The organism is Arthrobacter sp. FW306-04-A (assembly GCF_044358315.1).
Taxonomy (GTDB): Bacteria; Actinomycetota; Actinomycetes; order Actinomycetales; family Micrococcaceae; genus Arthrobacter.
The window spans coordinates 1,947,861-1,973,773 of sequence record NZ_CP084559.1; the positions used below are offsets into that span (position 1 = coordinate 1,947,861).

The window sequence follows — 25,913 nt, forward strand, 5'->3', positions numbered from 1 at the left end:
ATGGCCGTCGAAACCCTTCAACCGACCCCGCCCGGTCCCACCAACTCCGTACGCCGGCGCCTGGCTCCGGGGGCCCGCAAGCCCCGCTCGTGGAAAATCCCCAAGACCCCCGGCGGCTGGATGGTCCTTGCGATCTGCGTCATCGCCACCCTGGCGATGTTCATGCCCGTGTATGTCATCATCTCCACGGCATTGTCAGGAAGCAGCGGGGCACCCAACTTCTTCCTCGCCTTCCCCGATGCCCCCAGCCTGGACGCCTTCAAAGGGGCCTGGACGAAGCTTCACGGATCCCTGATCAATTCACTCCAGATCACCATCCCCGCGGCACTGATTTCGTGCCTGCTGGGTTCAATCAACGGATACATCCTGTCCAAGTTCCCATTCAAGGGCTCCAACGCCCTTTTCACGGTCCTCTTGGTGGGCATGTTCATCCCGTTCCAGGCCGTCATCATCCCGGTTTTCCAATTCCTTAACATGCTGCACCTCCAAGGCAGCATCGTCGGCCTGATCGTGGTCCACATCATCTACGGCATCCCGATCACCACGCTGATCTTCCGGAACTACTACGAAGGCATCCCCAGCGCCATCATCGAGGCGGCAGCCATCGACGGTGCCGGGATCTGGAAAACCTACTTCAGAGTGATGCTCCCGCTTTCCGTTCCGGGGTTCGTTGTCGCAGGAATCTTCCAATGCACCAACATCTGGAACGACTTCCTCTTCGGCTTCATCCTGGCCTCCCCGGCCGCCTGGCCCGCCACCGTCACGTTGAACAACCTCATCGGCACCACAACCGTCAACTACTCCGAACTGATGGCCGGCGCCGTGTTGGTCGCAGCCCCCACCGTACTGCTCTACCTCGTCCTTGGCAGGTTCTTCGTCAGCGGCCTCACCGCGGGAGCCGTGAAATGACAGCACTTGATGTCCTATGCGTCGGCGAGACAATGGCTGTCATCACCCCGGCGAAAGCCGAACCACTCAGGGAAGCCCAACGGTGCCTGCTGGGCTTCGGGGGAGCGGAATCCAATGTCGCCGCGCACCTGGCTGAATTCGGCTACCGCGCCGGCTGGGCCAGCCGCCTCGGAGCGGATCCGTTCGGAGACCGCATCGCCGGGGGCCTGGCCGCCCGCGGAGTGGATGTCAGCAGGGTGATACGGGACCAGACGTCCCCCACCGGGGTGTATTTCAAGGACCCGGACCTGGGCCGCGGAGCACGCACCCTCTACTACCGGGCCGGATCTGCCGCGTCCAGGATGTCTCCCGAGGACGCCCGCGCGTGGTTCCTTGAGCAGACGGGGTGGATTCACACGAGCGGAATCAACGCCGCCCTGTCGAGCAGCTGCTCGGAACTCACCGAGCAGCTGCTCACCGGGGCACGCGCTACGGGTTACAAGGTGTCCTTTGACGTCAACTACCGGCCGGCGCTGTGGAGCGTTGACGTCGCAGGTCCGCGACTGCTGGAATTGGCCTCCCTCGCTGCCGTCGTGTTCGTCGGTCTCGACGAAGCCGAAACCCTGTGGGGCTGCGCCACCGCGGACGACGTCTCGGCACTCCTTCCCGGGCCGCGGCACCTGGTCATCAAGGACTCGGCCACCGAAGCCGTGGAATTCATCCGCGAAGCAGGCCAGGAAGAACAGGTCTTCCGGGTCCCCGCACACCGGGTCGACGTCGTCGAACCGGTCGGTGCCGGTGACTCGTTCGCCGCCGGCTACCTCGCCGGGCTGCTGCGTGGCGACGCGCCGGTGGACAGGCTCGCCCTCGGCCACTCCTTTGCAGCATGGACCCTGGGTACCCGCGCGGACTTCAGGCCCGGACACGGAACCAAGCCCCGCACATACGGGCCCAAGCACATTCACGCAGCTGCCACCTAACGTCCCGCCGGGCCACCAGCAACCGCTCGCACAATTTCCGAAAGAGAACACTTTGGTACACACTCACCCCGACAATTGGTTCGCTGATGCCTTCTTCAGGGTCCCGGTCATTGCCGTGCTCCGCGGACTGACCCCCGCCGAAGCGGTCAGGTCCGCCACACGGGCCTGGGACGCCGGCGTCGAGCACGTTGAAGTCACCATCGAAACGCCCGCAGCCGTCCCGTCCCTGGCCGCCGTTGCCAGCGCAGCGGCCGAAAGAGGAGTCGCCGTCGGCGCCGGAACCATCATCCGCATCGAACAACTGGGCGCAGCTGCATCTGCCAACGCATCGTTCACAGTGTCCCCGGGCCTGGATGAAGCCGTCATACAGGAAAGTATCCGCCGCGGCCTCCCGCACCTCCCCGGCGTGGCCACCCCGAGCGAAATACTCCGGGCCAAAGCCCTCGGATTGACCTGGCTCAAGGCCTTCCCCGCCTCCCTGCTCGGCCCCGAATGGATCAAAGCCATGAAAGGGCCCTTCCCGGACGTCCACTTCATAGGCACCGGGGGCATGAAAGCCGCTACCGCCCGTGACTACCTGTCGGCCGGCCTCAGCGTCGTAGGCTTGAGCTCGGACTTCTCCTCCGACGCAGGGGCGGCTGCGGTCCGGGACCTTCTGGCCTCCACCTCCACGGCAGCTTAGCGAAACTATTTTTCAGCCGGTCCCAGTGGAAGGGCACCTCCAATGACGAATACTGGAAACCAGGATCACCTCCGAGCAGTTCTCTGGGATATGGACGGCACTCTCGTCGATACGGAGCCGTACTGGATGGCGGCTCAGCAAGAACTAGCAAGATTGCACGGACTTGAATGGACCGCCCAGGACGCCCGCTCTACGGTTGGTCAGGCGATGCCGGTCTCCGCGGCGATTCTGCAGGAACACGGTGTCCCGCTTTCGGTCGAGGAGATTATCAACGGACTCCTCGAACTAGTGGTTAAGAAACTCGAAGAAGGAATACCTTGGCTACCTGGCGCCGAAAGGATCCTCGCGGATCTCGCAGCAGCGCACATCCCCTCCGCCTTGGTCACCATGGCGTTCAGCCCGGTCGCAGCCCGCGTTGCATCGTCGGCACCCCTTGGTACCTTTCACGCCGTTGTGGCCGGAGATTCAGTTCAACAGGGTAAGCCGCACCCTGCCCCGTACCTGACGGCCGCCGAACTCCTCGGAGTCCAGCCGTCAAGCTGTGTCGCGGTGGAAGACTCAGTGAGCGGGACAACAAGCGCTCAAGCCGCCGGCATGCAAGTTGTCGTCGTCCCAGGAGTTGTCCAGCCGGACCCTTCTCCTGGCCGGCATTTCGTACCTTCGCTGGAGACAGTCACCGTGGAAAGCCTTCAGAACTTGATCCAACTGGAGTCCTGAGGCTGGCACAAACAGAAGTGTTAGGCGGATGTTTGGTAGGCGCTCTCGAGCGTCTGTGTGGATTCCCTGCCGATCCTCGGTTCCCAGTCTTCGCTGGTCATCTCGCGCCTTCCGTTACCTCTCACGTCGTGTAGTGAACTCCGAGCCAAGAGGGTGTGTCGATAGCTTAGCGCCCGGTCACTGCCTCAGCGCCCCACCTGGGGACGAACAACGAGATACGAGCCTGCCTCAGATTCGGCGTCTGACAGGATCGTTACGGAAGATCAGTTTTAAGGGGCCGGCGAGAACTTCGGCATTGGTCGGCCCTCTGACGCAACCGGTGGGGGTCAGTGATCGAAACGGCGGGTGATCGGCAGACCGATCAGCGCCAGCACGCCAGCCAGTAACCCTGGTGGCCGGCAGCGAGCGACGGACCCGTTCTATTCGACCAGCCATTGTCACTGGAGCGCGGCGACTGCCGGGAGATCGTCGGGGCCGGCTGCGCGGATCAGGCCAACCTCCATGGCGGCATGCTATATAGGTGACCTCGGCCGGGCTCGACGCAGCGCTTGTGTGATCGCAGGGGCGGCGCGCGCCCGCGGAGGCCGTTGCCGATGGGGTGTTCAGGAAGGGAGTGGGAAGACGAGGAAGGAGCTACTGGCGGTGGCGATGAGCTTGCCGGTCGGGTCCGTGGCGATGGCCTCGGCGAAGGCGACGCGGCTGCCGGGTTTCGTCACTTTGGCATCGCAGGTGAGCACTCCCATCCCGACCTGCATGGGGCGCAGGTAGTTCATCTTGATCTCGATAGACGTGTACCCCTGTCCGCGGGGGAGGGTGGTGTGCACCGCGCAGCCGAGGGCCGAGTCGAAGGGCCCGGAGAGCGCGCCGCCGAGGACACGGCCGTTCGGGCTGCACTGCGACTGGTCGGGCTCCCACTCGAAGGTCACCTCTCCGGGGTCGGCCCGGACGATCCTCATCCGGTAGAGCGAGACGATAGGGGGATCGGGGACTTCGCCGCGGATCATGGCCCGGAGGAAGTCCAGTCCGCTCATCGTCGTCAGGGACGCCCAACCGGGTCTCTGGTCTTCCCATTCCACCATCCGCTGGCCGCTCGTCATTGCTCCGCCCTCCCGTCGCTCTCGTGGTCCGCTTGGAGCTGGCCGGTGTGACCAACAGCCAGTGGTTCTCGCGATCTGTTCCTATACTGTCCCCCACATAGCTTTTGGCGGCAACCACCTCGGCTGGGTACCGGTCGACGTCGCAGGGGCGTTCGCGCAGGAGCGCTTCGAGGTTACGGGTTGCCGACCGTTGCCGTGCGCTCATCCCTGCAGCCGTTGCCAATCTTCCCCGACTGGCGCGCACGAACACTCTCTAGTCGGCAACGGGGCGCGGGCGGTGACACAGAAACGGCATGTCCGGATTGATCCCTTGGGACTGCCCCGGATTTCGTTGACTCTCGGGGTTGAGGGTTGTTAGGCGGCTTTGAGGCCGGTATTGATGGTGCGACAGGGTGCCCGCTGAGCATGGCGGCTGGGCGCGGAAGGTTCCACTGCATCCCGGGATGCTTCCTTCGATTCGCGGTTCTCTGGCTCGGTTGCCGGTTGCCGGTTATGGCGGGGTGATGGTGCTGAGCCTGGTGAGGCCTTTTGTCAGCAGGGTTGTTTCGGGGTCAGGGACGGCCAGATGCACGGTGACTTGCCTGGCGTGGCGGCTGATCTTGCCGGCTATCTCGAAGATCCCGGCCCCGAGTTTCTTGGGTTTCCAGCGCCGGGCGCGGATGCGATCGAAGGCGAGGAGCTGCGCCCAGGCGGTGATTTCGGCGGTGAGCACGACCACGTGGCACCAGAGCGTGTTCGCTGCGAAGGAGTGCAGGGGCAGGTTCGCCGGTCCGGTGTCCTTGGCGCTCGGATCCGGTCCTCGCAGCGGGCCTGCAGCCTGTGGCGGACAGGCAGCCTTGGGAACCAGGGGCAGGACGTTTTCGACGGCGCCATGGATCGGGAACCCGACCGAATAGCCCAGGTTCCGGTGCCAAGCGGTGAGTCAGCGCAGGAACTCGTGGGTGCCGCCGGCGGAGTCGGTGCGGATCATGATCTTCCGCCCGGGCCGGTGTGCGGCCGGGAGTTTTTTGAGTGCGTCCTTGACGATCTGGAAGTGGTGAAATGGGGATCTTTGTCACGACCTCGACGTTCACGAAGGCAGCACGGAATATAGGCGAGATGCACCAGGTCGTGCTGGTCGATGGCCCCGTGCTCGTTGACCTAGGGAATCAGGCGGGCTAGCCAACCCAACATTGGCTGCATGGCCCATGCTGTACCGAGGACGGCGAGCAGGCCACACCGAAAATGCTAACCCCTGGGCCGCCTCTTTGGTGTGCGTTATGAGGGACCGGCGAATTTGAACTGCACCCCGATAGTTGGAACCGCAATTGATGCGGATGTTTCAAGTTTAGAGGCGCGCACGGCTGGTTCTTTCCAGGGATGCCTCGTCCGTACTCATGACGAGGCTTTCTCCGTTCGGAAGCTGTACGTTTCTGGCTGGGTTGCCCCGACCCCCGTTTTCCGGCGTCACCGTTGAGCTTGGGGCGCGCGAAGTCGAGACAGACCTTTCTCAGTCCGATCACGTTTCTGGTTAGCAGGCCGAAATTTGCTGAGGGCTGTCCAAATCTGGACCACTCCCAACTCTCCCTCCGGCCGCCGGCCCGGAAGAGTGCCCCGGGGAATCTGTACAGAAAGGCAGCGGGCGGCCAGCACTCTGGCGCGCGGCCACCAGCGGCGCCTTCACTGGACAGGGCAGCCCACGGCAAAGTTGAATAATTGAACTGCCAGCTGGCGGCTTCGCTGAGGAGGGGCCAATGAAATATCAGGCATCAACACGTGGACGCTCGTTCCCTCTGGCACTGGCCGCGACGTCCCTCCTGCTCCTTCTCGGAGCGTGCGCGCCACCGAACTACAACGCCCCAGCAGGCGTTGATCCATGCGGTCGGCTCACAGCAGCCTCAGTCAAGACCGCATTCGGTCTGGACACCCATGTGGCCGACGGCTATGGAAGACTCCCCGCCCCTCCAGCTCAAGGGCCGCCGGGCTGCATTTTCACTGCCGACACGCAGCTGGCAGGATCCATGTACGCGTCGACGTACCAACTCCACCCCACCTCCCTAGATCCCGCGCATCCACCCGTGGGCGGAATGCCTGAACCAGGAAACACGATTGGCACTCCGATGTCCGGGCTTGGAGACAGCGCGGTCTTCCGCCAGCTGCCCGTGCCTTCCCCGATCACGATTCCTCCTCCGCCCGGCGAAACCTTGCCGTCGCCAAGAGTATCCATGCCGCAAATGAGCATTCTCCTAGTGGTATGGAAAGGTTCCTGGGTCTATGAGTTCAAACTGGACTACACGACGGACGCGCCCGGCGGATTGTCTTCGAACCAGGCCAAAAAAGGACTCATCGAAGTGGCACGGGCCAGCGGCCTCTGAGGGCCTGTTCCTAAACGTTGGAAGCAGGCCGTGAGCATCAGCACAGATAGTCGATGGAGATACGGGCCAAACCTCTGGGGAAGAAGACCATGAATTACTATTCCACCCATGGTTACCCCAAGCCCCCGAATTGGGCGGAGGCGGAACTCCTGTTGCAGACCCGGCTTGAGTTCCTCAAGTCCTCCGGCTGCCGGTACGTGGCCGTCGCCTCCTGGGTCTCCACCGATCCGGACCCCTCCTCCCTCCGGATGCTTGAGCGTGCCGGGTTCGCACCGCTGGCCACCATCCGTGGCTACTAGTCCCAGGGGAAGTTCAGCGACTTCCCCTGCCCGGACTGCGCCCTGTCGTGCATTCTGCACTGACGTCATCCTGATCTTCTACCTGGACGACGCTGCCATCCTGCCTCGACTCCTTCCTCTGCAGCAACGGAGTCAGAAGCCGCCGAAGTGCGCCGCCAGCATGTATGTTCCCCAGAGGCCGGCGACTGTGAGGATGCCGAGGTAGGCAAGCACCAGCCGGGTGTCGTGGAGGTAGCATTTTGATCTCTTCAGGCCCGCCTGTCTGGCTTTCGCGTAGCCGATGAACCCGATGGCGGAGAACACGATCACGGCGACAGGTCCGGCCAGCCATCCGAGGAGGGCGATGGTGGCGAAGATGCACAGGTTCAGGGGATCAAACGGCGACGGGCCTTGCGGCGGCGACAAGGGTTGCGACAAGGATTCCGGCTGGTCGGCGTTCTGCTCACCTACCAGCTGCGACGGCGGGGAGCCTTTTGCTATGCGCCGGGCATCGGATTCGGAACTCATCATCCTCCTTAATTCTGACGCACGGTGGGCAGGGGCAGGGGCAGGGGCAGGCCGGTCGCGGTGCTGATCCGTTGTCTGGCCAACGCCGGCCACGCCTGGACGGCGCAGAAGGGCGCGCATTGGTGCTTTCCGGTATCGCTCTTGGTTCCCACGTGGATGCAGCATTGCCTGAGCCGCTCTTCGATCATGGTTGAGATGTCCATGAACGGTTTCACCGTGATGCGGGTGACGCGCTCGGCCAGGAGCCTGCGCAGGCGCTGGTGCTGGCCCGGGAGTGCGCCGGCCGCGAGGGTGGCAAGCGTGCCGATGCCGAGGTCGCATTGGGTGCAGATGTTCTTCCAGAGATCCCCGGCGCTCGGGTGTGACAGCGATGATTGTTCGCTGAGCAGATCGAGCAGCGAGGACTTCATGATCGAGCGCAGATTGAGCGGAATCGCCCTGTCGGCGATCCGGTTGGCGATGCTGTCCGGGTCGATCTCCAACCAGGCGAGCAGCTGATCGTGCCCGATCAGTGCAGTCAGTGACCGCCAGACACCCGAGTCGTCCTTGAGCATGTAGCCCACGGATGCGCAATGCGGATGCGAGCAGGGCAGCGCCGTGAGGTCGTGCCAAGAGACCACCCCTCCGGTTTGTTCCGCGAGCCGCGCCAGGACACCGGTATGGGTCAGCCGGTCCATGGGGTCGATGCCGTGCCCGCGCCCGGAGCCGAACACCGGTTGCAGTGCGACTCCGCCGACGAAGGGGGTTTCCAGGGCACGCATCACGACGGCGCCGATTTCGCCGTCGTTGACGCCGAGGGTCGCCGTCATCGTCAGAGTCGTGAAGACACCTTCCTCGGACAGGCGCGAGATCGCTGCGTCCTTGAACCGGGTCAGGTCGCCCCCGCGATGATGGATCGACGTCTCTTTGGATGGGCCGTCGTATTGGAGGTACACCTCGACCCGTTCGCGGTGTTTCACCAGAAGTGCGAGCAGATCGTCGTCAGTCGCGATGAGCATGCCGTTGCTGTTCACCATGATCCGCACGATCGGCCGGACGACGAGCTCGTCCAGCAGTTCGGCAAGGTAGGGGTAGAGGGTGGGCTCGCCGCCGGAGAGCATCAGCACATCAAGGCGCCCGTTCTCCCGGGCCAGCCGGGCATCGACGTTCGCAAGGACCTCGGCGAGCGGCGCGACACCCTGCAACTGCGGGCCCGAGGCGGTGAAGCAGGTCGGACAGCGCAGATTGCAGTGCTCGATCACGTCCTGCAGGAGGATGCAGGTGTGCTGCGTCTGCATCGCGGGAAGCCCGTAAGCGTACGCTTCGGGCACCGGGCGGTAGTTGTCGGCCTCGTCCGGGATGTGCTCCTTGGTAGGCGCCTGCCATTTCTCCAGATAGCGCAGGATTTCGGGTGATTCGTCGTACAGGGTGCGCACGAGGCCGTGGTCCGGGCAGCCGCGTTCCAGCCATACGCGGCCATCGCGCACGAGGAGAGCCCCGGAGAGCCGCCGAACCTGCGCGAGCGGCGGGTTCGTTTCGTGGCAGCGCGGACAGAACGCGGTGACGTAGCGGTGTATCCGGTCACCGCGCAGCGGCTGGCCCGGACCGAGCGGTGCCCGTCTGGAGTCCGTGGGGGATGAAGAGCTCATTGGAAACCTCTCGGGTTGGTCAGCAGTGTGACACAGATGCCGGCGCCGATGAGCACCCAGACCCCGGTCGCGATCAGCAATCCCGCGCCGAAGCGCGAGGTGCGGGGCCGAACCGCGAGCACTATGGACAGGGTCAGGTACGCGACAAACGGAACCCATGCGGTGAATCCGCGCGTGGCCCCTGCGGTCTCCGCGGCCAGCAGGCCCAGCAGGAAGAGCGTCACCACTCCGCCCCCCATTCCAAGGAGCACGGAACCTCCCGGGCGCCGCGGTGGCTCTCCGGGTTCCGGGGCCGGCGGGAGCGGGGGTTGGGGGATGTCCGGGGGGTTCTCGCTCACGCTGCTCTTCCCTTCCGCACGACGTAGCGTGGTCCTGCAAACACCTGCCGCACCCGGCGGATCAGCAGAGGGAGCATGACCAGCAGGAACCATTGCGGCCGGCTCATCCCGAGCCAAAGCACCTCGTTGCCGCGGACGAATTCCACCCCGAACCGGAACATTGCGTACGCGCCGACATAACAGATGAAGAGGTCTCCGGGGCGGGGCAGGCGATCCCGAAAACGCCACATGAGGGCAAATGCGGTCGCGTGGAAAACGATCTCGTACGCAAAGGACGGGTGGAGCCCGATCCCGGCGCGGCCGCCGAGCAGAGCCGCCTGAGCCGGAGTGAGCACGATGCCCCAGCCTCCACCGGTCGGGGTACCTGGAAGTTCGGTAAGAAGGCAACCGACGCGCCCGATGCTCATCGCCAACGCAACCGAGGGCGCGAACAGATCACCGGTGGACTCTCGGTAGCCGGTGAGCCGCTTTCCCAGGTGGACGCCAAGCCAGGCGCCGACCAGACCGGCGAGGATGCTGCGGTCGCCATAGGTCCACCAGTCCTCAAGGGACGCCTGCCGGGTGAAATCCCAGGTGAGCAAACGGGACCCGATGGCCCCGAAAGCGATCGCGAACCCCGCAGCCGTCCACAACCGAGGGTCGGTGAGGCCACGGCGACGCTTCTCGTAGGCGTAGAACAGCAGAGCGATCGAGATGCCCAGGCCCATGAACAAGCCGTGCACCAGTCCATCGCCCGCGAACGGCAGCCCGATCATGAGGAGAGTGTAGTACCCGCGGTCACCACGAGAACAGGCGGGCGCGGTCATTAACTAGGCGGTCGAAGAAGACAGCCCGGGGCCGGGTATGCCGGCTGGGCACTGGTTCCGCCTGGGCGCCACTTTGCGGCGGCGAAGGTCAAGTCCTGTGGCCAAGCAGTCCGCGAAGCGGTTCTTCCGGAAACAGGTGTCGACCACTCGCGCGGTGCTGTTGGCGGACGCGTACACTCCGGTCATGGCTGTTGTCCCGGCCGCCGTAAGCCCGCTGAGCGGCCGATCGCCTGCAGACAGACCCGTGCCTGCAGGCGCCTTAGGAAACGCATATTCCACAGTGGGGAAACCCATGGAAACCAAGCCAGAGCGCGGAGCTCTCGCGCTGATCACGATTCTTCTCCTCTTTCTTGCAACCTTGGGGAGCGCTGTCCCGGCGCAGGCCGCCGGCACCGGTTCCATCAGCGGCACCGTGACGGTGCCGGACGGCATAGACGTGACCCAGATCGCGGTGGTCGTGTTCCATACACCGGATGTAGTTAACCCAACGCATCCAAATGCTGATGGGACTTACACCGTCACCGGGTTGCCGGCCGGTTCGTACCCGGTGAGTTTCCAGGCCGGGCCGGATGAGAACGGCGTCAGACAAAACGTTGTCAGCCGGTTCTACGGCGACGGAAGCCCCGGTGGGACGCCGGTCAGTATCCGTGAAGGCGAGGCCAAAACCGGTATTGATGTGCAGTTGGTGCTTGGTGCCACCATCAGCGGCACGGTAACGGTGCCTGACGGCATTGATGTGAGCCAGATCAGCGCGACCGCCTTTTCGTTGTCGGGCGGGTCCTTCAGTCCCTCGTTTGGGGCCGTGGATGCAGAAGGAACATACACGGTTGTCGGGCTGCCTGCCGGTTCATACAGGGTCAATTTCGGCAATTTCCCCGCGGATCCGAATGGCGTGCGGCAGAACGTCGTGCCGCGGTATTACGGCGGCGACGGAAGCTTCGCGAACGCGACACCGGTGGTCGTGGCTTCAGGGGAGGCCCGGGCAGCCATTGACGTCGAAATGGCGCTGGGCGCGACCATCAGCGGCACGGTGACGGTGCCTGAGGGCATCGACGTGAGCCAGATCTTCGCGGTCGCGCTCCCAAGCGGGCCAGGCGTCGGCGTCGGGAGCGGTACGGTGGTGAACGCCGACGGGAGCTACACGGTCGTCGGGCTGCCCGCCGGTTCTTACAAGCTCAACTTCGGATCCCAAAAGGAAATGCCGCAGAATGTTGTGTCCCGGTTCTACGGCGGCGATGGAAGCTTCGCGAACGCGATCCCCGTGACGGTGGCTGCCGGGGAAGCCAAGGAGCGCATTGACGTGGAGCTGGTACCCGGTGCAACGATCAGCGGCACGGTGACAGTCCCTGACGGCGTTGATGTGAGCCAGATCTTTGTCTCCGTAATGTCAAGTGGGCCCGGCGTCGGCGGTGGAGCGACTGTCCAGGCCGACGGGACGTACACGATCATCGGACTAGCTGCCGGTTCCTACAAGGTTTACTTCGCGGGTAAGGGAACGCCCGTCATGTCCCGGTACTACGGCGGCGACGGGAGCTTCGCGAATGCGACGCCGGTCGTGGTGGGTGCAGGGGAAGCCATGAACGGCATAGACGTCGTATTGGTCGGTGCTCCGTGACTTCGTGTCCTTTGAGACCCGGACCGAAACGGCGCTCTCCCCTGACGTGGGCCGGTCGGGTTCAGCGACAACCCGATATCATCCAGGCCGGTCGGCGGCCGTTGCCGTCACCCGGGAGTGCGGATCGAGTGTCGGTCCGGTGTCTTGCTGTACGTCGACGGAAACTCCTGCCGTGGTCAATGGACCGCGGGCGGGTTGGCACTCGGGGTGCCGAGCAGAAGGGCAACGGCGCTTTGGTCTTGCGGTAGGTCGGATCTAGCAGCAGCTCCCGCCGCAGATAGCCCGGTTCGCCGGCCTCACCCGCCAACACCAGTCGGCTAGAAATGCCCCGGCCGTCTCTGCCAGCTGTGCGGTAATCACCCGTCCCGGGGCGCCTCAACTAGGTGTATGTTCAGCCGGTTCGAGCCGGACGTGTCCGTTGTGCCCAGATGACTACGGGGATCAGTAAAAGGGACAGGATCCCTCCGGCCAGGGACAGGGTGGCGTAGCTGGTGCCTGCGACGACGACTCCGGACAGGGCGCCCCCGGTCGCGCCGGCGAGGGCAATGAGGACATCAATCGACCCTTGTGTCTTGGCACGTGTTTCCAACGGGGTGGCATCGACGATGAGGGCGGTGCCGCTGATCAGTCCGAAGTTCCAGCCCAGTCCGAGCAGTGCCAGCGCGATCATCAGTTGCATCATTGACTGTGCCGGCGCTGTTGCCGCCACGATCCCGGCGGCAAGGAGAGTCAGGCCTGCGGCGATCGCCATCGGGACCCTGCCGAGTTTGTCGACGAGCATGCCGGTGACCAGCGAGGGCAGGTACATGAAGCCGATGTGGATGCCGATTACGATGCCGACTTCGGTGAGGCCGTGGCCGTCGGACCGCATGTGGACCGGCGTCATGGTCATGATCGCGACCATGGCCACCTGTGTCAGGACCATGACCGTGGTGCCGACGGTGACGCCGCGGCTGTTCAGCGGCGGTTCGGGCCGGGACGGCGCGTCAGGAGCTGCTGCAGCCGCCGCCTGATCCTGGTTGGTGATCGCGGTTGCGAGCAGGAGAGGATCGGGACGGAGCCAGAAGAACAGAACGATGCCTGCCAGGATGTAGGCGGCGGCTGCGAGAAGGAATGGTCCGGCCAGGGCCGGAATCCCCAGGCTCGTTGCGAAGGCGCCCAGGGGCGTGATGAGATTCGGACCGGCGACGGCGCCCAGGGTCGTGGACACCATCGCCATGCTGACCGCGGTTGCCCGGCCCCGGGCCGGGGCGAGGTCCGTTCCGGCGTAGCGGGCCTGGAGATTGGTGGCCGTCCCTGACCCGTATACGAGGAGGGCGACGAACAGCAGGGTCACGTTGTTCGTGACCGCTGCGAGGACGACCCCGGCGGCTCCGATGCCGCCGGCGATGAAGCCCGCGGAGAGCCCGACGCGGCGGCCTCTCCGTTGTGAAATGCGTCCGACGAGAAAGGCTGCACCGGCCGATCCGAGGGTGAACAGGGCAGATGGCAGGCCCGCGAGTCCGGCGGTGCCGAGCATTTGCTGGGCCAGGAGTGCCCCGACGGTGACGCCGGCGGCGAGGCCGGCTCCGCCAAAGATTTGGGAAAGGATCACGACGACGAGCGTGCGGCGGTAGAGCGCATGCCGGCGTTCCGGTGAGAGGGCGTAGGACTGGATCAGGCGGTTTGAGATCTCTTGCATGGCCGGGGCCCTACGCGGTGGCCGTCAGTTCAACGCTGCCGCCGGCCCGCCACTCAAGGACGCCTTCGTCCATGGCCCAGGCATCGATGCCTTTGTCGCGCATCAGGCGTGCGGCGTCCCGGGCCAGAAGGCAGAACTCACCCCGGCAATAGACAATGACACGTTGGTCCCGTGGTAATTCGTCCATCCGTGAGGCCAGGTCATCCAGAGGGATGGACACAGCTCCCGGGTAATGGCCGGCCAGATATTCATGGGCGGGGCGAACGTCGAGCATGAATGCGTCGCCGGCTTCATCGATGGTGTGAATCAGGGGCGCAATGTCACAGCTGCTGCCCTCCGTCGCACTGTCGGCCGCGGAAGGGGCCGGCAGGAATCGCGCCGCAACATCTTTCATGAATACGAACAACCCGGCCACTTCGGGTCCTGCAAGGCGGTAGTAGATCCGAACGCCGTCCCGACGGGTGCGCACCAGACCGGCGTTCTTCAGGACCTGCAGGTGGGATGAGACGGCGGTAACGCCCATGCGTGACATGCGCGCCATATCGTGAACGGATTGCTCGGCCTGAGCCATCAACTCAAGAAGTTCGAGCCGGTTCCCATTGCCGATGGCCTTGCCAATGCGGGCCACGTGGCCGTAAGCATCCTGATTCATGGTTTACTCCAATGTTCCAGCGATTACTGGAACAGTATCAGAAGGGGGAGCCCGGATCATGTCGCAGATACGGGAGCCCTTTTGGTCCCGGCGACGCCTTGGGCTAAGTGATGGTTTGGATTGTTTGGCTGAGACGATTCAGCCCCAAAGAGGGGCCGGCGATGAGCATCAGCGGGAGCGGGAAGGCAGTAAAAGAGGCCCAAACAAACATTCTCCGGTGGGCCACCGCCTAACGGCCAGGCCCGCGAACGCGTCCGACACAGAGTCTTGGACCTGCCTCCGGCCTTGACCTTCCACTGCAGTGGAAGGTGCAGACTTTAGTTGCAGGAGGACAGCTATCCTTCCGGCCACGGATCGAGGGGGTGGCGTGTCAACATACAGTGGAGGTGAGGGCGGGCGCGGCATCCTGTCCACCCTTGGACTCATTCTGATTCCCCTGTTGTATTGCGAACTGACACTGCTGATCGTTACCGGCGCCCTGGGTGCGATCGGCTCAGTTCTGGCCGCGCGGCCAGCACTGACCAGGACACTGACTGCTGCGCTCCGGGTCCGCCGAAGGGGTGGGGCGCGTGGTCGACCTTGGTTCCAGGGCCGCGCTGACGCCGGTCCTGGCTGACTCAAGGAGGCCGACGGAGAGGCCTCTCTCTCCAATGCAGATCACAGGACCAACCGCGACGCGGCCTGGTACTTCGAAAAGGAATTCGCCGACTACCTGCACTGACCCGTACCGCCCCCGGTGACCGGTTCAGCCGCCTACCATCCGGAGCGGGAACGAGGCAGAGTAGTACCCCTGGACCGCAGCCGATGCCTTGAAGGAGAAGCTTGTGAGCACGAACCCCTTAGTGATTGTTTTTGACGTCAATGAAACCCTGTCGGACATGTCGCCGATGGCAGAACGCTTCACCGAGGTCGGTGCCCCGGCCACGGTGGCCAAACTCTGGTTCGCCACTCTCCTCAGAGACGGATTCGCCCTCACCGCGGCCGGAGACAACGGCACGTTCGCCGAGATCGGGGCAGAAGCGCTGCGCGGCCTGCTCACCGGCACAGGCCTCAACCGCGAGCTGGGCCCGGCCGTGGAGCACATCGTGGAAGGCATGGCTTCGCTGGGCCTGCACCCCGAGGTCCCCGACGGCGTCCGGGCACTGCGACAGGCCGGTTACCGGCTGATCACCCTGACGAACGGCTCAACCACGGTTGCCGAGAAGCTCTTTGAACCTGCCGGGATCCGCGACGCGTTCGAGGCCCTGCTCTCGGTCGAAAACGCCCCGGCCTGGAAACCGGCTCCGGCGTCCTACGGCTACGCCGCACAGGCCAGCGGCACCGCCCCTTCGGAGATGCTGCTGGTCGCCGTGCACCCCTGGGACATCCATGGAGCAGCAAAAGCAGGGCTGCAAACGGCCTGGATTAACCGCACCGGCGCGCCCTACCCCGGCTATTTCACCCCACCGGACCACACCGTCATGCTCCTGACAGAACTACCCACCGTCCTGGCCGGCAAAAGGACGTGAGCGCGAGGTCGGCAGCCGACACGCTGAGAAGTGATGAGATCAAGGCGCGATAGGAACCGCACCGGCTTCGGGAAACAGCCATCCGTGATGGCGTCCCGCTCCTGATCCTGTCCCTGGCGGCCCGGGTCCGATGTCCCGTGCCTGTTCAGATGGCGCAGCAGGAAAGGCGGGAGATGTCGGTGGTGTAGGACTGGGCGGCGATCTTGATGCCTTCGGCCATCGTCAGGTAAGGGGCCCAGGAGTTTGCGACGTCCTCCACGCTCATTCCGGCCTTGAGGATGTACACGCCCGCGGCGGCGAGGTCCCCGGCGTCTTTGGCCACGGCGGTCAGGCCCAGGATTTTGCCGGTGTCGTTGTCGGCGACGATCTTGATGAAGCCCCGGGTGTCCCGGTTCACCAGGGCCCGGGGCACGTATTCCAGGGGCAGGATTCGGCACTGGCAGCTGATGCCCTGGCCGTTGGCTTCCTTGTCGGTGAGTCCGACTGCGGCCAGGGCAGGGCTGGTGAACGTGACACGGGGCAGGTGGCGGTAGTCCACCTCGCGGCCCGCGTCGTTGAACGCGTTCTCGACCGCCAGGGCCCCATGGGAGGATGCGACGTAGACGAATTCGCGGTGCCCGGTGACATCCCCGGCGGCCCAGATCCTCGGGTTCGAGGTGGCTAGGGTGGGCTGGACAAGGACCTCGCCCCGGTCTCCGGTCTTGACCCCGACTGTATCCAGGTCCAGGGCATCGGTGACGGCTCGGCGGCCTGTGGCGACCAGCAGCCGGTGCGCCCGGAACTCTTCCCGCCCGCCGGCGACGTCGGCGGTGGCGATGACCCCGCCGGTGGCGTCATCCTTGCGCACCGAGGACAACAAGGCCCGGCGGATCACGCGGATGCCTTCGTCGGCGAACACGCTCATGAGCGCCAGTGACGCCTCCGGTTCCTCCGCGGACGCGAGCCGGGAGCGCACCAGCATCGTCACCTTCGAACCGAGCCGGGCGAAGAGCTGGGCCTGTTCCAGGGCAACATAGCCGCCGCCGACCACCACCAGCGATTCGGGTACCTCCTGCAGTTCCATCGCGCTCGTGGAGGTCAGGTATCCGGTCTCCTCCAGGCCCGGTACCGCCGGTGCCCAGGGGGCGGAGCCGCTGGCGATCAGGTAGTGGGCGGCGGTGACGGACTCCCTGGGCCGGTCCGGGTAGCTGATCCGAAGGACCGGGTCGGCAGGGGTTCCGGCGAACGAGGCAGTTCCCTGGCGCAGGTCCCACCCGTAATCGGCGATCAGGTCCACGTACTTTTCCGAACGCATCCCCTCGACCAGCGTCCGTTTGCCCTCCATCAGCGCCGGCATGTCCACGGGTCCGGCGGAGGTGCCGATGCCCGGGAAGCGTCCCGTGGCATCCAGGCCCACGTGGCGGGCTTCGGCCGCAGCCAGCAGGGCCTTGGACGGCACACATCCGGTGTTCACGCACGTGCCGCCCACCGTTGAGCGCTCCACCATGAGCACCCGCTTGCCCAGGTTGCTGGCGCGGATCGCGGCCGCAAACGCGCCCCCGCCGGAACCGATCACCGCCAGATCGTAATCAAAAACCGTTGCCGCGCTCATGAGAACTCCAAAGTCGTCGCCGGCCGCCCGCAACTCGCCGTCCCGGTTGCCGGTGGTGTGTACCCGGACCTTCTCCAGTCTGCACATTGCCCTCCGGAGGAAGGTCAAGAGAGCGTGACCCGTGAATTGGTGAAGAGTCCGGCGCCAAGGTGAAGCCGTGCTTGGAGACCGGCGACAGTCCGACCGGCAAAGGGTGCTTCCAGGGCTCGGGGTTATCAGGGAGCGAGAACGTACGGTAATGCCCTCGAGGCCACATCGGCGCTATTTTTGCCGTGTTGTTGAGTAGCGGATGGCGGCACCCTGCCATGTACGGCGCCGGGAAAACGAGTAGGAACTACTCGCGACGGCAGGTGTCCGCCGTTCTAAAGTTACGAACAGCGTCCCCGCCTTGCGTCAGCCGCGACATTACTGGTTGCAGCGCTGGGGCGAGTGGAAGCGGGATGAAGAACCGTGATTGCTGGTCGTGAAGTGGACGCAGCCCCGGCAAACAGGATCAGGGCGGGCCTCCCGTGCGCGCCGATGCTGGCATCGGCCATGTTTCCAGGCGGCCTCATCGCCTCTGTCCCACGTGAAGAGCTGCTCTCGTCTGCACCAACGTCGATGTTAGCCGCGCAATCCTTTGCCCGGGGGGCGCCAAGTTCGTGGCACCGGCCAATCGCGACGAACGAGCACCAACGTTCAGCTCCGGAAGCCTTTGATTTCGGACCCACAACATAGCAATCGAAAAACTCAGGAGGAAACCATGCGAAAAATAGTTGCAGTCTTACTGGCGGTGCCGCTGCTGGTGCTGTCATTGGCAGGTGCTGCGGGGGCGAGCACCGTGAAAGGCTCGTTCGAGTACCACGTCGGCGACGCCCTCGTCCAGAGCCTAGGGTTCCCGGCCGGCAACCAGGCAATCGCGAACAACGGCGACGTGGTGACAGTCATCGCCACCGGCACCTTCGATACAGTCGGCCGCACCGCCACCGGAGGCGGCACCTTCGCCCATCACATGGTTGCAACCGGACAGACGATTACCGGAACAATCGCCGTGACAAAGCTGATCAGCTTCCAATCCTATGGCGACGCGACACCTCAGGGTCTGCCGGCGTCGTTCTTCGGCGGCAAGTTGACGCTGTCGGCCGTAGCGACGCCGGATGCTGATCCCAGCGTGCACCTGCCCATGACGATCACGGTCGAATGCGAGCTGGGCAATCCTCCAGCCTCGGTGGTCGAGGGCGTGCGGGTCAACGTCAAGGATGTGATCAACTTCAACAAGTCCGTGCCGGAAAGCGGGGCGAACGTCTACATCCAGCAATAGCAAACCCCTTGAAGCCGGGGATGTACCCTCTGGCGCCGTGATTAACGTGGCGCCCGGGTGCGTCCGAGGCATCGCCATCCTCCGCGGGCGCGGCCCGGAGACGAAGTTGCATTGCATCCAGTTCAGGGGTTACGGATGCCGTGCAGAAAGGCCGACAACTGCCATCGCCGACATCCGTGAACGCACCACAGCCGGGCCTGCCCGCCGGGCCGTGAAAATACTGGCCTTCCTGCGCCGCCGCAAGGTAGGGCTGGACTCGGGCGGCAACCCGTAAGCCAAGGACCCGAACGGACTGCAGACGGCATCAGATGATGGGATTGGCCACGGTTTCCAGGCGAAGGTGCAGTTCATGAGGAGGGCGCCTCCTTTCGGATCCTTGCATCAGCCTCTGCGGATGGCATGGACCGCGCCTCTCCGCGAGTCTACGTCGGAGTTCTTCATTTTGGCGATGTGCCGCTGGCTGAGTGCGTTTCGCGGTATCCCTGCTTCTGCGGCGAGGGCCACGACGGTCAGGGCCCCGTTGGATCTACCCGGGTTCCCAAACGAGGATTCGCTCCATGGCCGCCTGGATGCGGGTGCGTTTGTCCTGCGTGGGGTTCATTCGGTCTCCTAAGGGATGATGCGGGAACGGTCGTGCTGATCGGCTTCCGGACGGAGCCGCCGGGCCCGGGCTTCCCAGCCGGTGCCCAATAGGCTCGGGGGCCGTCGTGGCCTGCCTTTCCATGGATTCTGCCTCTTGTCGCATGAGCTATGCGTGGGAATCGGTTCGTGCGATGTTCGCGCAGGAGGGGACGCATCGGTCCAGGCTTGGTGCTTCGCGCTAGTCATGCGGTTGCAAAGGGCACGGTCTGGTTTGTAGACGCACATGAGCATCGCGGACGGGTTGTCGTAGGCGGTCAGCGACGGGTTCTCAAGAAGCGCACGGGCCTGCCTCGCGTTGATGATCGTGCCCGCGAAATCGGGGGAGAGTGAGGCGAGCGCGTCGGCAGAGGCGAGAGGCGTTTCCAGGTCCAGCAAGTTGTGCATTCCGTTCCGGCCCCGGGACGCGCAGCCAGCGCTCATGGCGGTGCGCATGTAGCCGTACTGAACCGCGAGGGCGACAAGCCCGCCCGGGCGTGTGGCGATGTGCCATGCCAGCGTCCGGCGAAACGAGAGACCCCGATCGACCCATACTTATCCTCAGGGACAGTCTCGTGAGGGCAGCCCAGGCTCTCGGCGAGGTTCGAAGCCCATGCGATGAACTTCTCGATGCGCATGTTCATCGTGTCGGGCGGCAGGCCACCGAACAGGTACCCGTCGGGACTCTCGAGTGTGCGGATGGCCCGGACCACCGATTCGATGGCCACCCAAGGAACATCGCGAATTGTTCCCTGCGGGACGTGGTTCCCGTCGTCGAGGCCGTCTTATAAACACGACCGTAGATCAGGTAGCGACCTGATTCCAGCTCCGCAGCAGCCCTTTCGAGTCCTTGGATTTCACGGGGCCTCATTCCCGTCAAGTACAACACCACGATGTATGCGGCGGTCGTCAGATGGGTTTTGAGGGTGCCCGTCTCGGAGTAGTCGATGAATTCATTCCAGGCGCGGCCGTCGATTGTGCCCGAGATCCCGGGTGAAAACGGGAGCGGGACCATTTGCGGACAAAAACTGTTCCCGCCAACGCCCTGCGATCACCCGATGGTGGACCCGGGCGAGTGCAATCTCAGGCGCCACGCCTGAGATTGTCATCGGGCGTGACGAGTTCCTCGAGGACTTCCGGGTACTCCTGCGCAGACTCGACCCGGGTCGCACCAATCAGTCGATTCACAGGATTCATAAGATTCATCGACATTCACAGGAGCAGGTGTGGAGAACCCTGTTCGGCCGACGGTTGGGGCGACGCCGTCGGATCTTATCAGGCGCGGCGGAGTGCTGGACGAGTTCGCTTACGGTCTGCGAATCGGGTCGGGGCGCCGGGGCTTCTGACTATCGTCCAATGACCATCCCTCCTACCTCGCAGCAGACTGAAGGCGACGGGGCTTTTCTTTGCGGGTGATGAACATTCGTGAGTGTTCGCCCTCGAGTGATGGGTGAGGCTAACCCACTTGGGGCCGACAGCGACGCTGGCACTGCCGATTCCGCAGGGATGGATAAGGTGGGCGTGTCGGGTAGGACGCCGTGGCTGGGCGGGAGCGTCAGCATCCCAGACCTAATGCGGCCGCCTTGTCAGCGCTTCCCCCTAATGTCCTTTGATGACGGATACCGTGTTGTCGCTGTAGTTCGCGACATAGACCTTGTGGGTAACCGGATCCGCCGCCACGCCGTCCGGGCCGTTGCCCACGGTGATGGTGCTGGTCACCGAGGTGCCGTTGATCACGGACACCGTCGTGCCTGTCGGTGTGCCGCTTCCGCCGTTGTTGGGCACGTAAGCGGTGTGGGTTCCGGGGTCCACTGCTACCCAGAACGGGTAGTTTCCGACGCTGACGCTGGCGGTGACCGTGGTTCCGTTGATCAGAGTGACGCTGTTGTCTCGGTAGTTGGTGACATACGCGGTGTGGGTTCCCGGATCAACTGCCACTTCGTATGGTTGCCTGCTGACGGGGACGGTATTGGTTACGGTGGTGCTGTCGATCTCCGAAACCGTGTTGGCGAGGGGATCGGTGACGTAGACGGTGTGGGTTGACGAGTCCACCGCCACCCCGTAGGGGTAGCTGCTGACGGGGATCGTGCCGGTCACGGTGGTGCCGTTGATGACGGTCAGGGTGCCGTTTCCCTGGTTGGCGACGTAGACGGTGCCGTTCCCCGGATCCACGGCTACCCCTTGTGGCGTACTGGCCACGGCGAGGGTCGCGATGACCGAGGTTCCGTTGATCACAGATACGGTGCTGTAGCGGGGATTGGTGACGTAGACGTTGTGGCTCCGGGGGTCTGCCGCTATTGCGAACGGGTCGGCGTTGGCCCCGAGGGGGACGGTCGCGGATACAGAGGATCCGTTGATCACGGTCACGGAGTCGCTGTTGTCGTCGGTGGTGTAGACGGTGTGGTTACTGGAGTCCACCGCTACAGCGAAGGGATTGATATTCGCGCCGCTCGGCCCGAGGGTGATGGTGCTGATGACGGTTGGGGCTGGTTGGGCTGCGGAAGCGGGGGTGACGGTTCCCGCTGCAGCGAGTCCTACAGCTAGAACTGCTGCAGTGCTGAAACGGGCGGTTTGAAAACCACGCATGAGGATTCGACCTTTCTTGCAGTTGTTGTGCCTGTTATGTCCGGTGGGCTGTTCCCCACGATGTCTAGGCCATCCAGGAGCGCCTTCTTCGTCGGCCTGTCCTTGCGGCTGATGTCGGGTCCAAAAGTGCTGGCGGGACCACTGCGGCGGGCTAGAAACGGCTCGGTCTGACGACCGGACGGCCGGGAGGCTCGCAACCCGGTTGCCGCCTCCTCCCGGTCTCCGATTCACACGGTCTACCTGCCTTTGAATTCCGTGAGGTTTGCGTCGTAGACGTTCGCGACGTACACCTTGTGCGGGGTCGGGTCCACGGCCACTGCGACCGGGTAGTTCCCAGCGGGAACGTCGGCGGTGACACTCGTCCCGTTGATCACCTCGATGAAGCTGCCCAAAGAGGTTCCGGACACGGTGGCGAAGACAGTGTGGGTGGTCGGATCGACAGCGACGGCCCAAGGCATCGGATAGTTCATCGGGATAGAAGCTGTGATCGTGTTCCCGTTGATCACCGAAACGCTGTTGCTGTAGGGGAGGCCGTTGTTGCTGAGGTTGGTGACGTAGACGGTGTGGGTCGTCGGATCAACCGCGATGCCTCTGGGGCCGGAGCCTACTGTCACGGTCGCGGTGACCGAGGTCCCGCTGATGATCGAGACGCTGCCGTTGACCGCGGGGTCGTCGGCAGTGGTGAGGTTCGCGACGTAGACGGTGTGGGTGGTGGGATCGACGGCAACGCCAACAGGGTATTGCCCCACGGGGATGGTGGCGATGATCGACGAGCCGTTGATGACGGTGACCGTATTCGACAGTTCGTTGGGCACGTAGACGTTGTGGGTTCCCGGGTCCACGGCCACACCCATCGGGTATTGCCCGGCGGCGATGTTGTGGGTGACGTACTTTACCGCCGCAGCTGCCGGGGCCAGGCCGGGGGGAAAAACGAGGTTTGCTGCCAGCAGCAGCCCGGCCGAGACGCGCTTCAGCGTGAGCGCGCAGTGTCGCGTTCGCGCTGTCGGTGCGGACGCGGGGAACGCTGATTTCATGGGAATCTTCCTTCTTCGGGTGGTGAAGTGGTCGAAGACCACATGTAGTCGTAGACCTCTTCGCGCGGGACCGGGATGACGATGCTCTCATCGAGGGTGGGCATGGTGCTGGCTCGATTCTTTGGGCGCGGCCTCCGCTCCTCATTCCTCTCGTGCGGTGGGGATGATTCCCCGGCCGTTGCGAGAGGGCTGGGAAGCGGAGGCGCTGGGGTTTTCGGTGTTCAGTTGCAAGAACTCGACGACCGGTGTTCGGGACAGCAGCTAGGGCAGCGCGATGAAGCTCACCGCCGATGATGGGAGTGTCCCGCTGGTGCAGACGTTGCCCCTGGCCGGGACTGTAGTGCTGTCGAGCATCTTGGTCAGGTCCACCACGGCCATCTGGGTCGCTCCCCGAATCAGTACGCCCTGATTGACCATGAGGGCGATGGCGTCCCCGGTGTTCGGTGACTGGTACGCGGTCAAGGCTGGCTCAGCAGGCTGATTGACCGGCGGCCAGTCACCTCCGGTCGGGCAGGTGACCCAGTTGCTGATGGCAGGAGTGGCTCCGGCGCCGGATGCCCTGGGAAGAGCGGCCGCGGTGAGGCTGTATTCGCCGCCAATGATGGCAGCTGTGTGCGTTCCCTGTGCCACCGCCATCCCGAGCGCTCCCGAAAGAACCGAGCCGTTGAGCGACTGGACCTGCGCCGGGGCGGTCCACGACCCGGGCGACCCCGGGGTGAAGACCGCCTCGGGCGCTGCGGAGACGCCCAATGCGGTCTGTGTTTTCATCAGAGCCCTTCGGGCGTGTGGAAGTAGCATCTGAGCCGGCCTATCCTTCCCCGTGCTCGGTGAGGATCTCAGCGAGGGTGGCGAGGTTGGCGCGCGTCTGCCGTGCGTACGCTTTGTTCACGAGCACATCGGCGACGCGGCCGAACACTCCGCCGAGGCCAGCGCCGGATTCGAGGCGATAGTTCAACCGGGTCCCCCCGGCCTCGGGGGTCATGGTGTAGGTACCGATGAAGTCGATCTTCCCCTCCACGGACTTGATGGTCTGCTTCGTGGGGCGCTCATCTTCTGTCACCTCGACGACCCAGTCGAAGGTGCGGCCTAGGATCTTGCTCGTGCCCTTGAACCGCGACCCGACGCGGACCGGGCCGTCGCCTTCGAGTTCGCTGGTCAGGATGGTGGCGTCGTACTCAGCGAGGTGTGTGGGGTCGTTGAGGTAGTCGAAGACTTCCTCAGGCGGGACGGGGATGACGATACTCTCGTCGGTGATGGGCATTTGTCTGTTCTCCTTCGGGTTAGTTTCCATTTGGGCAAGGCGATGTTGGCCCGGTCTACCATTCCAGTCATTAGGGCGTATCGAGTGTCGCCTACGTGTATTTCGTCCACCGTTTTGGGTGCCCTCCCACGACAATTGGTTAACGCTGCGGGAGCGGCCGCCTCTTCATCCGTTGGTTGGGATTGCGTCATGGGCATAAAACTCCGCGGCCTCGGCGAGCTTCCCCTCGGCGAACAGCTCATACGAACGTCGCACTATTTCCTTGTTCTCCATCGCTTTCACCTTTCACTGTGGGTTTCAGTTTGAAAGGGGCATCGGGGCTTTTCCGCCCGGAATGGTCACTGCACAACGGCGGCTCCGTGTTCATTGCCGTGGTCACCAAGCCCCGGCCGCGATCCGGCTTGGCGCCTGACACGCACCAGATTCTCTGCGCACAGGCCCGTGTCTGGATGGTCGTCGCCGAGGGCCTTCCGGAAAGCGAGCAGCGCCTTTCCGTATAGTTGCGCAGCCGCGTCCGGATGTCCGCGGTCCATCTCAAGGGCGCCGAGGTTGTTCAGCAGTGCAGCCGTCTCACGGTGCCCGGCGCCCAGGACCCGCTGTTTGGTGTGCAGGGCCTGCCGGAAGTCGCGCTCGGCCCCTTCGAAATCGCCTCGGGCTTGGTGGACGGCGGCGAGGCCGTTGAGCTGGACGGCCACCTCGTAGTGCCCCGGGCCGTACCTCTCCATCCAGACAGTCTTCGACTGGAGGTAGGCCTGTTCGGCTTCGTCGAGGCGTCCCAGCCCGAGCAAGACGGAACCGAGCACCGACAAGTCGGCGGCGAGCCCCTCAGGGTCCGGGGAAGTGCTCTGCCCGCGGAGTGCGACCGCGTGCCGTGCAGGCTCCTCGGCGTCGGCGTAGCGTTCTTGGGCGTGCAGGAGGCCAGCGAGGTTGTGGTGGACGGCGGCCAATGCCGGGTGGTCCTCACCTAACTCGGCTTCGATGAGTGACCGGGCAGACCCGTAGTGGGCGAGGGCGGCGTCGTAGTGGCCCGTGTCCTTGGCCAAGATGCCCCGGGCATTCAGGACGGAGGCCAGCCGGAGGGGATACGCAGTGTCGGCGTCTGCGAGCTTTTCGGCCCGGGTCAGAGCCTCGCCGCAGTCCGTATAGCGGCCAGCGAACCTTAGGTCGTCACCGAGCCTCAGGAGGAGTTCGGCGACCCAGCGGTTCCGCCCGGGGGAGGCACGGACGGAGTCGAACAGATGCTCCGCCTCGTCAAGCAGCGCGATGGCGTGCGGGTGGTCGTGTTCCCGGGAAGCGGCCGTAGCGAGGTCCATGAGGACGCTTGCGCGCCTAGCCGCCGTGCGGAGCCCGTGCGGGGGCGGAAGCTCACGGGCGAGTTGTCCCAAGCGGGCGCCTTTGAGGGCGTCGCACCGGGCCGATGCGGCGAGGATCTTCTGGGCGGCCCGCAGGGCCTTCGATCTGTTGAACATGACTGCGGGGGTCGTGGGTCCGCTCCGGCTCGGCAGGGCCGGACGCCGGGGCGGACGAACCGAGGAGCTCTCAGCGTCGGCTGAGGGGCTCGGAGTGGTTGATCCCAACCCCGGCGAGGGCGGGGCCAGCAGAGGCGACGACGGCGCCGACGACCGCTGCCGCGGTGATCAGGACGCGCTTGATGACGGGTTTCATCTTGTTCTCCTTAGTGGTTTTAGGGATTGGGTCTACAAGGTCGGGTCAGAACCGCCGGGCCAGGGGGAGACAACTCCGTTGACATCATTTTCTCGGGGGGAAGAGA

29 protein-coding genes are annotated in these 25,913 nt (G+C 64.4%); 12 read left to right on the top strand and 17 right to left on the bottom strand.

The genetic code is table 11. The annotated features are described in order from the left end of the window. From LFT43_RS08885 to LFT43_RS08900, 4 genes are read left to right on the top strand one after another with little or no spacing between them, the layout of a single operon-like run. Positions 1-909: a carbohydrate ABC transporter permease gene (locus LFT43_RS08885; RefSeq protein WP_395802377.1), complete on the top strand. Its 909-nt coding sequence runs from the start codon at positions 1-3 to the stop codon at positions 907-909. Then, positions 906-1,868, top strand: coding sequence for a sugar kinase (locus LFT43_RS08890; protein ID WP_395802379.1), 963 nt, complete (start codon positions 906-908; stop codon positions 1,866-1,868). The genes LFT43_RS08885 and LFT43_RS08890 overlap by 4 nt, the downstream gene beginning before the upstream one ends. Positions 1,869-1,920: 52 nt before the next feature. Next, complete coding sequence (locus LFT43_RS08895) at positions 1,921-2,550, top strand: bifunctional 4-hydroxy-2-oxoglutarate aldolase/2-dehydro-3-deoxy-phosphogluconate aldolase (RefSeq protein WP_395802381.1); 630 nt, start codon at positions 1,921-1,923, stop codon at positions 2,548-2,550. A gap of 42 nt (positions 2,551-2,592) precedes the next feature. Then, the gene (locus LFT43_RS08900; RefSeq protein WP_395802383.1) at positions 2,593-3,267 is read left to right on the top strand and encodes an HAD family hydrolase; all 675 of its coding nucleotides are present in this window, start codon (positions 2,593-2,595) and stop codon (positions 3,265-3,267) included. 602 nt (positions 3,268-3,869) lie between these two features. Here the strand turns inward: LFT43_RS08900 and LFT43_RS08905 are convergent. Continuing rightward, entirely contained in the window at positions 3,870-4,364 is a 495-nt protein-coding gene (locus LFT43_RS08905) for a PaaI family thioesterase (RefSeq protein ID WP_395802385.1), read from the bottom strand. Positions 4,365-4,854: 490 nt separating this feature from the next. Next, entirely contained in the window at positions 4,855-5,082 is a 228-nt protein-coding gene (locus LFT43_RS08910; RefSeq protein WP_395802387.1) for a hypothetical protein, read from the bottom strand. 323 nt (positions 5,083-5,405) lie between these two features. Here LFT43_RS08910 and LFT43_RS08915 point away from each other — a divergent pair, with 323 nt between their 5' ends. From LFT43_RS08915 to LFT43_RS08925, 3 genes are all read left to right on the top strand, one after another. Beyond that, positions 5,406-5,525 carry a restriction endonuclease gene (locus LFT43_RS08915; RefSeq protein ID WP_395802389.1) on the top strand — a complete coding sequence of 40 codons (120 nt, stop codon included), beginning with the start codon at positions 5,406-5,408 and terminating at the stop codon, positions 5,523-5,525. A gap of 572 nt (positions 5,526-6,097) precedes the next feature. Further along, on the top strand, positions 6,098-6,718 hold the full coding sequence (locus LFT43_RS08920) for a hypothetical protein (RefSeq protein ID WP_395802391.1): 621 nt from the start codon (positions 6,098-6,100) through the stop codon (positions 6,716-6,718). Between the two features lie 89 nt (positions 6,719-6,807). Further along, a complete protein-coding gene (locus LFT43_RS08925; RefSeq protein ID WP_395802393.1) occupies positions 6,808-7,017 on the top strand; it encodes a hypothetical protein in 210 nt (69 codons plus the stop codon). Positions 7,018-7,149: 132 nt separating this feature from the next. Here LFT43_RS08925 and LFT43_RS08930 read toward each other — a convergent pair whose 3' ends face one another. From LFT43_RS08930 to LFT43_RS08945, 4 genes are read right to left on the bottom strand one after another with little or no spacing between them, the layout of a single operon-like run. Further along, the gene (locus LFT43_RS08930; RefSeq protein ID WP_395802395.1) at positions 7,150-7,524 is read right to left on the bottom strand and encodes a hypothetical protein; all 375 of its coding nucleotides are present in this window, start codon (positions 7,522-7,524) and stop codon (positions 7,150-7,152) included. Between the two features lie 8 nt (positions 7,525-7,532). Next, positions 7,533-9,152: a radical SAM protein gene (locus LFT43_RS08935; protein ID WP_395802397.1), complete on the bottom strand. Its 1,620-nt coding sequence runs from the start codon at positions 9,150-9,152 to the stop codon at positions 7,533-7,535. Continuing rightward, complete coding sequence (locus tag LFT43_RS08940) at positions 9,149-9,490, bottom strand: hypothetical protein (protein WP_395802399.1); 342 nt, start codon at positions 9,488-9,490, stop codon at positions 9,149-9,151. The genes LFT43_RS08935 and LFT43_RS08940 overlap by 4 nt, the downstream gene beginning before the upstream one ends. Then, positions 9,487-10,245 carry a prolipoprotein diacylglyceryl transferase gene (locus LFT43_RS08945; protein ID WP_395802401.1) on the bottom strand — a complete coding sequence of 253 codons (759 nt, stop codon included), beginning with the start codon at positions 10,243-10,245 and terminating at the stop codon, positions 9,487-9,489. Before LFT43_RS08945 ends, LFT43_RS08940 begins: the two co-directional genes overlap by 4 nt. A 343-nt stretch (positions 10,246-10,588) precedes the next feature. On the opposite strand from LFT43_RS08945, the gene LFT43_RS08950 reads away from it, so the two are divergent. After that, the gene (locus LFT43_RS08950) at positions 10,589-11,911 is read left to right on the top strand and encodes a carboxypeptidase-like regulatory domain-containing protein (protein WP_395802403.1); all 1,323 of its coding nucleotides are present in this window, start codon (positions 10,589-10,591) and stop codon (positions 11,909-11,911) included. Positions 11,912-12,302: 391 nt separating this feature from the next. Here LFT43_RS08950 and LFT43_RS08955 read toward each other — a convergent pair whose 3' ends face one another. Continuing rightward, entirely contained in the window at positions 12,303-13,592 is a 1,290-nt protein-coding gene (locus tag LFT43_RS08955) for an MFS transporter (protein ID WP_395802405.1), read from the bottom strand. Between the two features lie 10 nt (positions 13,593-13,602). Further along, the gene (locus LFT43_RS08960) at positions 13,603-14,244 is read right to left on the bottom strand and encodes a metalloregulator ArsR/SmtB family transcription factor (protein WP_395802407.1); all 642 of its coding nucleotides are present in this window, start codon (positions 14,242-14,244) and stop codon (positions 13,603-13,605) included. 367 nt (positions 14,245-14,611) lie between these two features. On the opposite strand from LFT43_RS08960, the gene LFT43_RS08965 reads away from it, so the two are divergent. Both LFT43_RS08965 and LFT43_RS08970 read left to right on the top strand, forming a co-directional pair. After that, entirely contained in the window at positions 14,612-14,860 is a 249-nt protein-coding gene (locus LFT43_RS08965) for a hypothetical protein (RefSeq protein ID WP_395802409.1), read from the top strand. Between the two features lie 208 nt (positions 14,861-15,068). Beyond that, positions 15,069-15,752 carry a haloacid dehalogenase type II gene (locus LFT43_RS08970; RefSeq protein ID WP_395802411.1) on the top strand — a complete coding sequence of 228 codons (684 nt, stop codon included), beginning with the start codon at positions 15,069-15,071 and terminating at the stop codon, positions 15,750-15,752. Between the two features lie 145 nt (positions 15,753-15,897). On the opposite strand, the gene merA is transcribed toward LFT43_RS08970, so the two are convergent. Beyond that, positions 15,898-17,343 carry a mercury(II) reductase gene (gene merA / locus LFT43_RS08975; protein ID WP_395802981.1) on the bottom strand — a complete coding sequence of 482 codons (1,446 nt, stop codon included), beginning with the start codon at positions 17,341-17,343 and terminating at the stop codon, positions 15,898-15,900. A gap of 742 nt (positions 17,344-18,085) precedes the next feature. Between merA and LFT43_RS08980 the strand changes: the two genes are divergently transcribed. After that, positions 18,086-18,643, top strand: coding sequence for a hypothetical protein (locus LFT43_RS08980; RefSeq protein WP_395802413.1), 558 nt, complete (start codon positions 18,086-18,088; stop codon positions 18,641-18,643). A gap of 37 nt (positions 18,644-18,680) precedes the next feature. Continuing rightward, the gene (locus LFT43_RS08985; RefSeq protein WP_395802415.1) at positions 18,681-18,917 is read left to right on the top strand and encodes a hypothetical protein; all 237 of its coding nucleotides are present in this window, start codon (positions 18,681-18,683) and stop codon (positions 18,915-18,917) included. A 335-nt stretch (positions 18,918-19,252) separates the two neighbouring features. Here LFT43_RS08985 and LFT43_RS08990 read toward each other — a convergent pair whose 3' ends face one another. The 8 genes from LFT43_RS08990 to LFT43_RS09025 all read right to left on the bottom strand — a co-directional run bounded on the left by LFT43_RS08990 (position 19,253) and on the right by LFT43_RS09025 (position 25,807). After that, positions 19,253-19,717, bottom strand: coding sequence for a hypothetical protein (locus LFT43_RS08990; protein ID WP_395802417.1), 465 nt, complete (start codon positions 19,715-19,717; stop codon positions 19,253-19,255). After that, entirely contained in the window at positions 19,702-19,989 is a 288-nt protein-coding gene (locus tag LFT43_RS08995; protein WP_395802419.1) for a hypothetical protein, read from the bottom strand. The genes LFT43_RS08990 and LFT43_RS08995 overlap by 16 nt, the downstream gene beginning before the upstream one ends. Before the next feature lie 871 nt (positions 19,990-20,860). Next, positions 20,861-21,847 carry a YncE family protein gene (locus LFT43_RS09000; protein ID WP_395802421.1) on the bottom strand — a complete coding sequence of 329 codons (987 nt, stop codon included), beginning with the start codon at positions 21,845-21,847 and terminating at the stop codon, positions 20,861-20,863. Positions 21,848-22,083: 236 nt separating this feature from the next. After that, complete coding sequence (locus LFT43_RS09005) at positions 22,084-22,881, bottom strand: YncE family protein (protein ID WP_395802423.1); 798 nt, start codon at positions 22,879-22,881, stop codon at positions 22,084-22,086. 261 nt (positions 22,882-23,142) lie between these two features. Continuing rightward, positions 23,143-23,649, bottom strand: coding sequence for a hypothetical protein (locus tag LFT43_RS09010; protein ID WP_395802425.1), 507 nt, complete (start codon positions 23,647-23,649; stop codon positions 23,143-23,145). Positions 23,650-23,689: 40 nt separating this feature from the next. After that, complete coding sequence (locus tag LFT43_RS09015) at positions 23,690-24,142, bottom strand: SRPBCC family protein (protein ID WP_395802427.1); 453 nt, start codon at positions 24,140-24,142, stop codon at positions 23,690-23,692. Between the two features lie 338 nt (positions 24,143-24,480). Next, positions 24,481-25,611, bottom strand: coding sequence for a tetratricopeptide repeat protein (locus LFT43_RS09020; RefSeq protein WP_395802429.1), 1,131 nt, complete (start codon positions 25,609-25,611; stop codon positions 24,481-24,483). 70 nt (positions 25,612-25,681) lie between these two features. Then, positions 25,682-25,807, bottom strand: coding sequence for a hypothetical protein (locus LFT43_RS09025; protein WP_395802431.1), 126 nt, complete (start codon positions 25,805-25,807; stop codon positions 25,682-25,684). Positions 25,808-25,913: the final 106 nt, after the last annotated feature.

Bases quoted from the DNA above. Each gene is read 5' to 3' on its own strand.
- LFT43_RS08885 (WP_395802377.1), top strand. From the start codon at position 1: ATGGCCGTCGAAACCCTTCAACCGACCCCGCCCGGTCCCACCAACTCC.
- LFT43_RS08890 (WP_395802379.1), top strand. From the start codon at position 906: ATGACAGCACTTGATGTCCTATGCGTCGGCGAGACAATGGCTGTCATC.
- LFT43_RS08900 (WP_395802383.1), top strand. From the start codon at position 2,593: ATGACGAATACTGGAAACCAGGATCACCTCCGAGCAGTTCTCTGGGAT.
- LFT43_RS08905 (WP_395802385.1), bottom strand. From the start codon at position 4,364: ATGACGAGCGGCCAGCGGATGGTGGAATGGGAAGACCAGAGACCCGGT.
- LFT43_RS08915 (WP_395802389.1), top strand. From the start codon at position 5,406: ATGGGGATCTTTGTCACGACCTCGACGTTCACGAAGGCAGCACGGAAT.
- LFT43_RS08920 (WP_395802391.1), top strand. From the start codon at position 6,098: ATGAAATATCAGGCATCAACACGTGGACGCTCGTTCCCTCTGGCACTG.
- LFT43_RS08925 (WP_395802393.1), top strand. From the start codon at position 6,808: ATGAATTACTATTCCACCCATGGTTACCCCAAGCCCCCGAATTGGGCG.
- LFT43_RS08930 (WP_395802395.1), bottom strand. From the start codon at position 7,524: ATGAGTTCCGAATCCGATGCCCGGCGCATAGCAAAAGGCTCCCCGCCG.
- LFT43_RS08935 (WP_395802397.1), bottom strand. From the start codon at position 9,152: ATGAGCTCTTCATCCCCCACGGACTCCAGACGGGCACCGCTCGGTCCG.
- LFT43_RS08945 (WP_395802401.1), bottom strand. From the start codon at position 10,245: ATGATCGGGCTGCCGTTCGCGGGCGATGGACTGGTGCACGGCTTGTTC.
- LFT43_RS08950 (WP_395802403.1), top strand. From the start codon at position 10,589: ATGGAAACCAAGCCAGAGCGCGGAGCTCTCGCGCTGATCACGATTCTT.
- LFT43_RS08955 (WP_395802405.1), bottom strand. From the start codon at position 13,592: ATGCAAGAGATCTCAAACCGCCTGATCCAGTCCTACGCCCTCTCACCG.
- LFT43_RS08960 (WP_395802407.1), bottom strand. From the start codon at position 14,244: ATGAATCAGGATGCTTACGGCCACGTGGCCCGCATTGGCAAGGCCATC.
- merA (WP_395802981.1), bottom strand. From the start codon at position 17,343: ATGAGCGCGGCAACGGTTTTTGATTACGATCTGGCGGTGATCGGTTCC.
- LFT43_RS08980 (WP_395802413.1), top strand. From the start codon at position 18,086: ATGCGAAAAATAGTTGCAGTCTTACTGGCGGTGCCGCTGCTGGTGCTG.
- LFT43_RS08990 (WP_395802417.1), bottom strand. From the start codon at position 19,717: ATGCGCACCGCCATGAGCGCTGGCTGCGCGTCCCGGGGCCGGAACGGA.
- LFT43_RS09000 (WP_395802421.1), bottom strand. From the start codon at position 21,847: ATGCGTGGTTTTCAAACCGCCCGTTTCAGCACTGCAGCAGTTCTAGCT.
- LFT43_RS09005 (WP_395802423.1), bottom strand. From the start codon at position 22,881: ATGAAATCAGCGTTCCCCGCGTCCGCACCGACAGCGCGAACGCGACAC.
- LFT43_RS09010 (WP_395802425.1), bottom strand. From the start codon at position 23,649: ATGAAAACACAGACCGCATTGGGCGTCTCCGCAGCGCCCGAGGCGGTC.
- LFT43_RS09015 (WP_395802427.1), bottom strand. From the start codon at position 24,142: ATGCCCATCACCGACGAGAGTATCGTCATCCCCGTCCCGCCTGAGGAA.
- LFT43_RS09020 (WP_395802429.1), bottom strand. From the start codon at position 25,611: ATGTTCAACAGATCGAAGGCCCTGCGGGCCGCCCAGAAGATCCTCGCC.
- LFT43_RS09025 (WP_395802431.1), bottom strand. From the start codon at position 25,807: ATGAAACCCGTCATCAAGCGCGTCCTGATCACCGCGGCAGCGGTCGTC.